This is a genomic window from Pseudoalteromonas umbrosa (assembly GCF_030125375.1).
Classification (GTDB): domain Bacteria; phylum Pseudomonadota; class Gammaproteobacteria; order Enterobacterales; family Alteromonadaceae; genus Pseudoalteromonas; species Pseudoalteromonas umbrosa.
In genome coordinates, this window is sequence record NZ_JASJUU010000022.1 from 136,983 (window position 1) to 148,623 (window position 11,641).

Here is an 11,641-nt window from a genome sequence, read left to right on the forward strand (position 1 = left end):
AAACCACCACACTGGTGTTCTGATAACCAAGCAAGGAATAGATATGCTGCGTTTTGTACTGCTCATCATTGGCTTTTTTCACTTACCGGTTTGGGCAGCCAAGTCTAATTTGCACCTGATGCCCTACCCGCACAGTATCACATTAGAAGAAGGGACATTTAACGCCAGTATGCCATTGCGTGTATACCTGCCAAACTTATCAAAACAACGCAGCCAATATCTGAAGCGACAACTCAGAGATACCTTCAGTAATATACGCTTCACGCAAAAGATGGGCCGAGCTGATATCATTTTTGAAGTCACGGGCACTTCAGCACTGAACCCGAGTATAAATCAAAACGAAAGCTATCAATTAGCCGTCACCCCAAAAGGCATCAGGATCCATGCTTCTCAATATTGGGGGATCAACTATGCATTGCAAACACTCAGGCAATTAGCCTATCAGTTTCCAAGCCAGATCCCCGCGATGATCATTGATGATGCGCCTCGATTTGCATGGCGAGGATTAATGATCGACAGTGCTCGACATTTTATCCCGCTCGATGATATTAAGCGCCAGATTGACGGCATGGTATCTGCCAAACTCAACGTTTTGCATTGGCACCTCACCGATGATCAAGGCTGGCGTTTTGCCAGTGTAAATTATCCTAAGCTACAACAACTGGCTTCCGATGGCCAGTACTATACCCAAGCCGAAATGGCTGAGGTAGTTGCCTATGCAGGTGTACGTGGGATCCGTGTTATTCCTGAAATAGATCTGCCTGGACATGCATCTGCACTGGCAGTTGCTTACCCAGATTTAATGGCAAGCCCAGGCCCCTATGCAATGGAGCGTGGCTGGGGCGTATTCAAGCCCTTAATTGACCCTAGTAACCCCAATACTGGTGTCTTTATTAAACACATCATCGCGGAGCTTGCTGCCATCTTTCCAGATCCCTACGTACATATCGGTGGGGATGAAGTTAAACCCGATCATTGGCTAGAAAGCGAAGCTGTTAAGGCTTACATGCAAACACAGGGGCTCAACTCTGCTATTGAATTACACAATCACTTTAACCTCAGAGTACAATCTCTGCTGAGCGCCTACAACAAAGTGTTGATGGGCTGGGATGAGATCTTTCAATCAGAGCTCAACAATGCAGTGGTGATCCAATCTTGGCGCGGATTTGATTCCCTGACCCAATTGACCAATGCTGGACATATGGGTGTTCTGTCTGCGGGTTTTTACATCGATCAGCCTCAGTACACCAGCTATCACTACCGCAATGATCCCATGCCTCAAAAACCCATCACGCAAAACAATATAAATCACGATAAAAGATGGCGGGCATGGCAATTTAACATCACTCGGCTTAAAAGCTCGCCCGTCACAGGTCACTTTGTTTTGGCAACAGATAATGATAAAAACCAAATCGGCTATGTCTCTATCGATGGACGCAAATTAATTGCAATAGAGCAACTTGAAACGCTCGCCAATATCACGCGTTTTGACATTGATACTTGGATGGGCCCGGTGCGCTTTAGTTTTATCAAAGATCACCCTGCACAAAGCCAAATATTGATAGGGAATACCCCCTATGAACATCACATTAGCACACTGCCTGATATACCCAATTTACACTCATCTCAATTTGCAACCATTCCGAGTGCACAAGCAGCCAAGCGCATACTTGGTGGTGAAGCAACCATATGGAGTGAGTTGATCATGCCCTATAATCTCGATCTGAGGATTTGGCCCAGACTCTATGCAATCGCAGAGCGACTGTGGTCACCTCAAAACTTACAAGATGAGCAGCAAATGTATCAGCGTCTAAAAACACTGGATCAGTTTGCAGCTCAACGTATTGGCCTCAAACACCAAGTTCAACACCAACAAGGGCTAGCTACGTTGAGTAATCAAGGAGATGTTGACGCACTCAAACGCTTTAGCCAACTGGTGGAGCAAGCTCAGTATTACACTCGCCATCATGTTAAATATCAACAAAATCTCTACCACCAGCTAGCACCATTAAATGCCTTAGTTGATTTTCTCCCAGCAGAGAGTCTGTATCTACGTCAATGGCACATTCATCTGCAGAAAAATAACACACCAACACGCTATTTAACCTTGCAAAATGCGTATCAAAGCTGGTTAGCGGATATTCCCAAACTCAAGACCACATTTGCACAATCAAGCAATTTGGCTGCACTCCAACCTCTGTTGGTACAACACCAAAAAAGCATTCAACTTGGTCTGCAAGTATTGAAGTACTGCCAAAATCAACCATACAGTACTGATATCGATGCACTGCGTGCTGAGATTTGGCAACAAACTCGCCTTCACGGCGAGCTCATTTTAGCGGTGAATCATTTAACCGAAGCCATATTAGATAGTTGCTTTATGCAACAAAATTCGACGCCATCAATAAACTAAATTTGGCGATTGAGCGTTAATTGTGCAGTGTACAGTGACCCTGCTTGATGCTTTACGCTCATATGCAGTAGCCACTGTGCTTCACCTACTTGCTTTGACCAAGCGCGAGGATTTTCTGTACTGGCTGCTTGCCATCCTGCATTGGTCATTTGCTGGTTGAGCCATGAGAATAACGCCGAAGATTGGGTGTTTTTTAAATCAAACATATAACCTTTATACCAATTTTGCTCATCGCCATAGTGGAAAGTGCGAGATGCCAAAGTGATACTTTCAGGTAAGTCACTGAACTTGGGTAGTATACGGTCCGCCATTTTTCCGCGAATGTAACCCCCATTTGGCGTCCAATCATACTCAATTTTTGCCGCTACAGTGCGCGCAGCACGCATGCCATTCACTTTTGCAACTAAGGATAGTGCGCCATCGATGCCTGAAGACAACCCCGCCGTAGTAAGTAGTTTACCGTTGTCAGTGAGTTTTTGATCTGTTGCCAACTTTACCAAAGGATACTGTTGTGCAAAGCTATCGAACGCTTTTTCAATGGTTGTCGCATAAAGACCGTTCAGCAGCTCTGTATTGGCTAAAATGAACGCGCCATTACACACAGACATCACATAATCCGCCTCGCGGCTTTGTGCCTTAATCCAATTTTGCACTTGTTCATCATTGATCAAAGTACCATTAATATTACCGCCGGGAATAAGTACCGCGTCAAAGGTTGTATTATTTGCAAAACTTTGTGCTGGTGTCACCTTCAATCCCATTGCAGTGGTGATCTCATTACCCGTCTTACTTACTGTCGTAAGTCTAAACCCTGCTTGACCGAACACCTCTATTGGTCCCACAAAATCAATGGCCTGTGCACCTTCAAATAACAAGACACCGACATGAAATGCATTTTCATCAGTCGAGTGGGCAGCCCCTTTTATACAATAAAAACACATTAACCATGCTAGGATTATTTTTTTCATTCGTTAACCTCTGCAGTAAAATTTTCGCGATATTGGGTCGGCGTTACGCCATACGCTTGGGTGAATTTTCGAGTTAATAACGGAGGTGAACCAAATCCTGTCAACACGCTGATATGGGCTATCGAGTGCTCAGATGTGCACAATAACCCCTTGGCTTTTTCCAACCTTAAATTTTGTACAAAGCGCATTGGGGATATCCCCATTTTGTCTGTAAAAACCCGCTGGAAATGTCGTGGGCTCAACGCAACTTGCTCAGCTAATATCTCAACAGATAACGGCTTATCGATATTATCTTGTACAAACTCGATGGCACTTTGAAAGCGTTGTGACAAGGTCTGTTGCGCATTCAATAAACTAGAATACTGACGTTGATCGCCGCTGCGCCTTACATACATCACCATATATTGTGCAACGCGTTGCGCCATCGCTGCGCCATGATCCTTTGCAATTAAACTCAAAGCAAGATCGATACCCGCTGTAAGCCCGCCCGAAGAATACACCTCATCACTTTGTACAAAGAGCTTATCGGACACCACTTCCACACATGGAAATTGCGCCGCGAGCCGCTGCGTAAACCCCCAATGGGTTGCTAATGTGAGTGCTCGCTGGGGCCAAAGCGCTGCAACAATAAATGCGCCTGTACAGATGCTCACAATGCGCTGAGCGCCTTGTGCCAGTCGACGTAGCTGTGTCATTACGGCTTGATCTTTGATGACACTTTGGCATCCTCGTCCGCCAATGATCACCAACACATCAAGTGTTTGGCAATTTATAAGCGTGTCATCTGCCAATGTTTTCAAACCACTTTCAGCACGAATTGGCGTCATATCACTCGCGAGCGTAACCAACTTATATACTTCTTTTGACAGTAGATCATTCACGGTCGCAAACACATCTAGTGGACCCGCTAAATCAACAGTTTGAAATTCATCGTAAATAAAAAAGCCAACAAGTTGTGACATCAGGCACCTCCTAGGAAATAAGCATATCGCATCGCAAAAAGTCATTAATGACTATAACTTATCTAAAAAGGACATGTTTAGAGGGAGCGATAAAAGGTAATATCTATCATGGCAAGTCGCATTCATACTTACTGACTATGACGACTGTTATCATCAAGCGCTAGTACTTAAAACCCCCGACTGGGTCGTCATTTTATAAAAATGAGCAATGTTCAAAAAGTAAACTAAAATTTACATAAAAATTAAACTTTATATATGATAATAAATTTTAGTTAAATAAAAACATAAGCTTGAAAAAAATAACACACTGCCCATTGAAATCATTTCAATCACATTTTTTATACATTTTGCAACATTTAGTTGTATCTTAATTTCGTCTAACAAGTGAACAACATAGGTACAACATGAAAGGAACAACACACTTCATTAAAGGCGCAATGCGACACACACTACTGGCCACAGGCATTGTCGCCAGTTTACCCGCATTGGCACTCGATGATATTAAGCCCAACATTGTGGGTGGTATACCAGCAGATACTGCTCAGTGGCCATTTTACACACAGATATTAAGGTCAAATGGTACAACTGCTTTCTGTGGCGGTAGCTACATTGGTGACGGTTATGTGCTAACTGCAGCGCACTGTGTACGCAACAGAACTGCGAGCGAACTTAATGTTAAAGTGGCCGGCTTTATTCTTGGCGGCAATGACGGCGATCGAATAGCTGTTGAGCAAGTGCATATGCACCCTAACTATAATAACTCAACATTACACAACGATATTGCGGTTTTAAAGCTGACTCGAGTGCCAACACAGGGCGCGAGTGTCACACTTGCACAATCTTCTATAGATTATTACGCACGTGAAGGTGATTTACTCACTGTAGCAGGCCTTGGCCGCTTGCAAGAGGGTGGTACACGCCCGACTAACTTGTATGAAGTAGATGTGCCCTTAGTTTCTGACGCTGTATGTCGTCAAACTGGAGGTCACTACAGCAATGTTGGAGCAACTGAGTTTTGTGCAGGCTACCCACAAGGTCAAAAGGACTCATGTAGCGGCGATAGTGGTGGCCCAATTGTAATTCAATCCGGTGGCCAAACTGTTCAGCTTGGTATTGTTAGTTGGGGTGTAGGCTGCGCTCGTCCAGACAATTACGGCGTTTATGCTGATGTAGCAGTATTCGATCAATGGATTGAGTCAATAAAAAATGGCACAGTTCCAGTGCAAGTTGGCTATCAAGAGCAAACGACACTGGCTGATTTTGTTGTTGGCGACAGGGTAAGACACACCTTTACCATTACCAATACAGGTAGCCCGACATTTACCTTTAACCAACTTAACGTTGCGGCGTTAGGCGTAACTAGTAACTTGGTGACAACAGTAGATACGTGTTCTGCAAGTACACTGACACAAAACGAAAATTGTAAGGTAAGCGTTGAATTTAGCGCGGCAACACCAGGCCTTGCACAAACAACGTTAACTTTTAAAGTGGACGGTAGCACAACCACATATGTTGCGCGTGTTTTTGCTACTGCAACAGATGGCTCCAACGTGTGCAATGGCACATGGGATGCAAATACCGTGTATGTCAGACCAAATCGCGTCACATACCGAGGTTCAGAATATGAAGCAAGGTATTGGACTCGTGGCGATATCCCAAGTGAATCAGGTCTTTATGGCGCTTGGAAACTCATCGGCAAGGATCCAACTTGCACTAAATAAGCAAAAATTTATCATGACAATCAAAGCCGTGCGTCTGGGTGCACGGCTTTTTTCATATTACCTTCTTAGGTTGCCATCAATACTGACAGATAAACTGCCAACTACCGTCACTGCCAGGTACTGAGCGCGTCCACCAATTCGCTTCATACACGCTGCTTTGATGACGAATACGCTGCCCAGCTGCTGCATGGTCGCCATTCGGAAAATCAGGGTGTACGACGTATTGATTTGGATCGACTTGAATATCCACACACTGTGTTGGCTTATCCGGACCTCCACTGCCATCGCACTGATAAGTTGGCGCAATGCCCTGTGAAACTTCCCACTTAGCGGTCAATAGAGACTCAGGCCCACTTGTATCATGGGATAGCTCCCAATTCATTATGCCACCTGCGCTATCGAGCGCTAACTGAGTTTTTGCACGTATTGTTGGAATTCCATTGTAATATGAGGTGCCATCGGTATCGCGACAAGCATTGGCAGCATCTTGTGCAACAAGCGTGCGGTAAGCTTGCCATGTCGGGCGAGAATAAAAAGGCACACCCAGCACGGTTTTCTCTTTACTTAACCCGCGGCCTTGCCAATATGCTATCGAGTCTAATGCATACTGAAAGCTTGCATGATCCGCATTATTTGCGTCGTAGGCCATCAAGTTTAAGAAATCAACATCTTGGAATACCGACTCCAAAACACCGCCTCCGGTGTAACCTAAAGCAACTACTGCGGCGGTTAAAAACTTCCCTTTTGCTTTGAGCTCAACACTGAGCTCTTTCATCAACAGCGCGTAATTATTGGCTGAGCTACCTGGGTCAGGGTATTCCCAGTCCATATCAACGCCATCTAACTGATGCAATTCAACAAAAGCCATCAGATTGCGAATAAACGTAGCACGGCCTTGTGCACTGCTGGCAAAAGTCTCAAACGCACTGTCATCTCCGCCGTTCCAACCACCTACCGCAATCCCTACTTTTACGCCAGATGATTGCGCGGCACTCACTAGCTGTTTCATCTTCGCAAGATTTTCAAGTGGTTGTAATGAACCATCAGCATTAGGCAGTAAGAAGGAGTAATTAATATGCGTTAGCTTATCAAATTGAATATCGGCAACTTGGCCTTGCCAGCTAGGAAAATAACCAACAATCTTAAAACCACTTGGAGGTACAATCACATCGTCCGCGACAACCGTAATAATACGCTTACCTGAGCTTGCCCGCCCATTTTCATCATCAACAACTTCAGCTTGGATCACATGCTCGCCCAGGCCTGTCGCTGTCCATGTTACTTCATAAGGTGCTGTGTTATCCGTCGCAATCACCACATCGTCCACTTTGAAGTCCACATGTTTGATTGGCACATTCATTGGGTGGCTAGCTGTTGCTTTTATTAAAATTGGAGAAGCGATTATATGGCGACTTTGATCCACTGGTGTGTCAAGCTTCACAATAGGTAGTGGTGTACCCACAGGGTCGCAGATCCCCTCTTTTCGCCATACATTTTCTGGCTGTGAATATATTGCAGGGTCTTGATTTTGTGTCCACCACTTTGCTGTATATTTGGCTGCTAAGTGCTGTACTTCCATACCGCCTGTATATACTTTTGCTGACTGCCAATTGCTTAATTGACTGCAGTCCAGCGCCATCGTTGGCACACTGATAAGGCCAAATGCGGCCATAACTGCTAAATTGAGTGTTTTCATACCTTTATTTCCATGTTGTTAGCCAGCGTGTGACGGCGAGCTCTGGCTGGCTGTTATCCAATGGTAAACCCGCCCGCTTTCAGAGTAACAAACTGTATAAAAATCACCCACACCCTATCGCAGCTCACAACTTGAAAGATTGTAATGTTTCACGGGTTTTCAGCTATGAAGTAGGAATAATATGAAAAGAACTTAAAATGATATAGCAAGTAAAGTGTAGGTGGCTGGATTGTCTTCCCCAAGACTACCATGCTATTTAACGTAAATAATGGCGCCATCATTAACATTATTTAGCTTGTCCAAGTTGACGATAGCGGGCTACCAATTGTGATATTTGTAAATGTAATTCATCAATCGCCTTATCAATACGTAATCGTTGAGAAGGTGAAAACTTATTTTTGCGCAGTAAAAAGTGTACTTCATTATCATGAACTGAGTAATCCCAAATATAAATCGGTTTATCACTCCATTTTTGACTAAGGTAGTTACCGACGATTTCATCTTCTATAATAAAATCGACGCGCTGCTTAGCTAATAACTCAATGCGCCGTTGAATGGTTGAAATGCCGATGAATTGATTACCAAATCGCTCTTGATTGGCAAGAGACTTAATCTCTTCTCCATAGTAGGAGCCAATACTCAAGCCAATTGTTGCCTCTGAGCTGAGCAAAGCCAATAGGGAGTATACTGACTCTGGCGGTTTTAAAGAAAATAGCCGCATTCTTTCTGTGCGATAAGGTTGGGTGAAATGGCCCCACTGCTTGCGCTTAAAGGTATAACTCACCATCAACACAACATCAACAACGCCTTTTGTTAGCTGTGCAAAACTGCGAGCTGCGGATGGCAGGCGCACAAACTCAACACACATACCCGCACGCTCGAACACCATTTTAGCAATTTCTATATCTAGACCTTGTGCTACGCCTTCATCAGTGACACTAGTCAACGGGGGCCAACCAGCAACTACACCCACTTTGGCGTTAGTTTCACATACAGGATTGATTATATCAGTAGAGTGCTGAGCTGCTGACAAATGCCAACTCGCTATCAGCGCAACAAAACTTACCAAGATATATATCCGCACAGACGCTTAACTAATTACACAACCATCATTAAAGTGTAGCTGCTAAAATAGGTCTTTCTCGATTAATCAATACGCCAACTATAAAACGTCGAGTTCATTGCTAAAAACTAAGCACTTTAATCCGCCTTGCGGGTCAATGTCTTCAAATACTGGCGGATTTTCAAGACGCTCGATAAACTTCATCGAAGGTGCTTCCCTATGCATTTCATCAATTAGAAACTGGCTTTGCACGGTAGGATCATTCACACAGGCCAGTACTGTTGCACCAGAATAAAGTAGCTCAGGGAGTTTACGTAATATGCGCTGATAATCTTTCGTCAGTGCAAAACTGCCCTTTTGAAATGTCGGAGGGTCAATGATCACCAAATCATACGGACCAAACTTGCGCAATTTACCCCAAGATTTAAATAAGTCATGCCCTAAGAAAGAAACATTGTCTAATGCATGCTCATTGAGCTGATGATTGCGTCTGCCTTGTTTCAGTGCCGCTTTTGCCATATCCAAGTTAACCACTTGCTTGGCCCCGCCAGCCACTGCAGCCACTGAAAAGCCGCAAGTGTAGGCAAATAAATTAAGCACCTTTTTGTTTTCGCTTTGCTTCTTCACCCAATCGCGGCCATTACGCATATCAAAAAACAATCCCGTATTTTGTTTTTTGCCAAGTGACAACTCAAACTTTAAGCCATTTTCTGTAACTACCACTTGCTCATCAAGGCTACCAAATAATACCTCTACAGCATTGTCTACGCGGTACCTATGCTGGATGAAGACACAAGTTAGCTGCTTTTGAACCAGCTCACTGTGGATTAAGGTGTGAAGGCAGTCACGAAGACCTTCCATCCAAGCATCATCCTGCTCCTTAAACACAGTGCACATGATTTGACCTGACAACCAATCAATAGAAAGCTGCTCTAACGATGGGTAACAGCGGCCTCTGCCGTGAAAAAGACGCACAGCCTCATTGGGAAGTTCTGTTAACTGTGAAAATACTTGCTGGACAGGGGAAAAATCAAATTGCATAGCTGACATCGATAAGATAAGAAACAAAATATAATTGTACTCGACTTAGCTCGATTGCCAATGAGAATTGAAACCACACCAGAATAATAACTTTATAATTAAAAATTATTTACATCATTAGGAAGGTAATGTAGGTTACTATTTGTGCATTGATGCACATAATAATGATCTCTATTTAGCAGAATAATATATAAGAATACTTTGAAAGCTAAATTGAGCACCAAAAATAAAAACAGGAATTTCATCATGCGTTTAAAACTATCAAAAAAATCTGTCAAATCTCTTTCGATCCAGCGTCCTATCGATGCAAAGCAAACTCCACACATTGCGGGTGGTTATTTAGGCTCCTGGACTTGCCCTGGCTCTCAGCCTTGCCAAGATAAGTTTGAATAATTACGAATAAGAGAAAGGGCGACTATATATCGCCTTTTCTGCACTAATATACTTTCTGGTTTTTTTCATATCACAAGCTGAAATATTAGCTCTCCGTATTATTTTACTGTACACCGACAAGTGGCACGCGTACTCTTCACTCTTTGACTATTTTGCTACTGAGAGTAAGTTCATGAGTACCGCATTTTCTCGCCGTTTTGTGACCCTAGTTGAGCAATTTTCTGGCGGTAATAAACGTCAGTTTGCCGAATTAACTGGTAAATCTCCTTCACATATTTATCGTATTTGCCAAGGGCTGGGTCGCCCATCAACGGCATACCTTGAACACTTATACAGTTTATTCTCTGTGGACTTAAATTGGTTACTTACCGGTGTACAAGCTGCTGATACACCTGCTCAACATAGCCAAGAAGATCTACTCGTAGTACCTAAACTAGACGTAGAAGCCAGTGCGGGTTTTGGTGCCATTAATGGTCAAGAAGACGTCACCGAACAATTTGCACTAAATAAACGTTGGTTACAATCACAGCTAGGAGTTCATAGCGACCGCTTAGCTTTCGTTTCTGTGCGTGGTGATAGTATGCTACCGACCTTAGAGCATGGCGATATGGTACTGGTTGATTTAAGCCAACAGCAACCTAGTAAGGCCGGTGTCTATATTATTCAAACTCAAGATGGTCTGATGGCTAAGAGGCTTCAACAAAAATCAGATCATATTGCTGTGATCAGTGATAACCCCGATTATCCAAGCTGGCAAATCAACTCCCAAAATGCGGAACATCACGGCGTAGCTGGACGCATTGTTTGGTGTGGCCGTAGTTTGTAGTTGTCATCTTTGATGTACTGCTTTGATCGACAAAGTAGTACATCACATTCACTAGACCGATATTCTCACATTAATTAATAATATTTCCAACAATACATACGCATCTAAACTGCATCAAAAAACGTTATGGACAAGGCAAAGAGGATAACCGTCACAAATAGGAATCTTTGATCTCCTATCCGCTTGCTAGAAAAATGACTTCACCCATCGTAGAGCAAACCCTCTCCATCTTTATACCCAAGTAAAGTACAAAACAGTGCGAAGCGCTGGCATTCGTTTCGCGTAAGGTGATTAACGTGCAAAAGGTTAGCGACAGCGAACGAAGTGAGTACGCTCTTTTTGCGCAAGGTGAATATCGTGCAAAAGGTTAGCGACAGCGAACGAAGTGAGCACGCTTCTTTTGCGCAAGGTGAAGTGAGCTATTTTAGTTGTTGCCGAGGGACTTAAACGCAAAAAAGCCCGACTCTTTCGAATCGGGCTTTCTTTTATTTGGCGCTTTTGGTGCGCTACGCAGTAGAATGTCCTACTTTCACATGGGAAAGACTCGCCGTCCGCCCC

At 43.8% G+C, this 11,641-nt stretch carries 9 protein-coding genes; 4 read left to right on the plus strand and 5 right to left on the minus strand.

Annotation, left to right across the window (positions count from 1 at the left end):
- The first annotated feature begins 43 nt into the window (after window positions 1-43).
- Window positions 44-2,413, plus strand: a complete 2,370-nt coding sequence (locus QNM16_RS25345) for a family 20 glycosylhydrolase (protein WP_284022996.1) — start codon at window positions 44-46, stop codon at window positions 2,411-2,413.
- On the opposite strand, the gene QNM16_RS25350 is transcribed toward QNM16_RS25345, so the two are convergent.
- Window positions 2,410-3,381 (minus strand): DJ-1/PfpI family protein, encoded by a 972-nt coding sequence (locus QNM16_RS25350; protein WP_284022997.1) that lies wholly within the window; start codon window positions 3,379-3,381, stop codon window positions 2,410-2,412. The two genes, QNM16_RS25345 and QNM16_RS25350, sit on opposite strands and share 4 nt — an antisense overlap.
- Complete coding sequence (locus QNM16_RS25355; protein ID WP_284022998.1) at window positions 3,378-4,343, minus strand: GlxA family transcriptional regulator; 966 nt, start codon at window positions 4,341-4,343, stop codon at window positions 3,378-3,380. The genes QNM16_RS25350 and QNM16_RS25355 overlap by 4 nt, the downstream gene beginning before the upstream one ends.
- A 404-nt stretch (window positions 4,344-4,747) precedes the next feature.
- On the opposite strand from QNM16_RS25355, the gene QNM16_RS25360 reads away from it, so the two are divergent.
- Window positions 4,748-6,064 (plus strand): trypsin-like serine protease, encoded by a 1,317-nt coding sequence (locus tag QNM16_RS25360; protein WP_284022999.1) that lies wholly within the window; start codon window positions 4,748-4,750, stop codon window positions 6,062-6,064.
- Between the two features lie 76 nt (window positions 6,065-6,140).
- Here the strand turns inward: QNM16_RS25360 and QNM16_RS25365 are convergent, their stop codons facing one another.
- The 3 genes from QNM16_RS25365 to QNM16_RS25375 all read right to left on the minus strand — a co-directional run bounded on the left by QNM16_RS25365 (window position 6,141) and on the right by QNM16_RS25375 (window position 9,864).
- Window positions 6,141-7,760, minus strand: coding sequence for a glycosyl hydrolase family 18 protein (locus QNM16_RS25365; RefSeq protein ID WP_284023000.1), 1,620 nt, complete (start codon window positions 7,758-7,760; stop codon window positions 6,141-6,143).
- A gap of 286 nt (window positions 7,761-8,046) precedes the next feature.
- Entirely contained in the window at window positions 8,047-8,829 is a 783-nt protein-coding gene (locus QNM16_RS25370) for a substrate-binding periplasmic protein (protein ID WP_284023001.1), read from the minus strand.
- 93 nt (window positions 8,830-8,922) lie between these two features.
- On the minus strand, window positions 8,923-9,864 hold the full coding sequence (locus QNM16_RS25375) for a class I SAM-dependent methyltransferase (protein WP_284023002.1): 942 nt from the start codon (window positions 9,862-9,864) through the stop codon (window positions 8,923-8,925).
- 246 nt (window positions 9,865-10,110) lie between these two features.
- Here QNM16_RS25375 and QNM16_RS25380 point away from each other — a divergent pair, with 246 nt between their 5' ends.
- Together QNM16_RS25380 and QNM16_RS25385 are read left to right on the plus strand one after the other, a co-directional pair.
- Window positions 10,111-10,257 carry a hypothetical protein gene (locus tag QNM16_RS25380; RefSeq protein ID WP_284023003.1) on the plus strand — a complete coding sequence of 49 codons (147 nt, stop codon included), beginning with the start codon at window positions 10,111-10,113 and terminating at the stop codon, window positions 10,255-10,257.
- A gap of 172 nt (window positions 10,258-10,429) precedes the next feature.
- Window positions 10,430-11,083, plus strand: a complete 654-nt coding sequence (locus tag QNM16_RS25385) for an XRE family transcriptional regulator (protein WP_284023004.1) — start codon at window positions 10,430-10,432, stop codon at window positions 11,081-11,083.
- Window positions 11,084-11,641: the final 558 nt, after the last annotated feature.

Coding starts and splice junctions, on each gene's coding strand:
- QNM16_RS25345 (WP_284022996.1), top strand. CDS start 44: ATGCTGCGTTTTGTACTGCTCATCATTGGCTTTTTTCACTTACCGGTT.
- QNM16_RS25350 (WP_284022997.1), bottom strand. CDS start 3,381: ATGAAAAAAATAATCCTAGCATGGTTAATGTGTTTTTATTGTATAAAA.
- QNM16_RS25355 (WP_284022998.1), bottom strand. CDS start 4,343: ATGTCACAACTTGTTGGCTTTTTTATTTACGATGAATTTCAAACTGTT.
- QNM16_RS25360 (WP_284022999.1), top strand. CDS start 4,748: ATGAAAGGAACAACACACTTCATTAAAGGCGCAATGCGACACACACTA.
- QNM16_RS25365 (WP_284023000.1), bottom strand. CDS start 7,760: ATGAAAACACTCAATTTAGCAGTTATGGCCGCATTTGGCCTTATCAGT.
- QNM16_RS25375 (WP_284023002.1), bottom strand. CDS start 9,864: ATGCAATTTGATTTTTCCCCTGTCCAGCAAGTATTTTCACAGTTAACA.
- QNM16_RS25380 (WP_284023003.1), top strand. CDS start 10,111: ATGCGTTTAAAACTATCAAAAAAATCTGTCAAATCTCTTTCGATCCAG.
- QNM16_RS25385 (WP_284023004.1), top strand. CDS start 10,430: ATGAGTACCGCATTTTCTCGCCGTTTTGTGACCCTAGTTGAGCAATTT.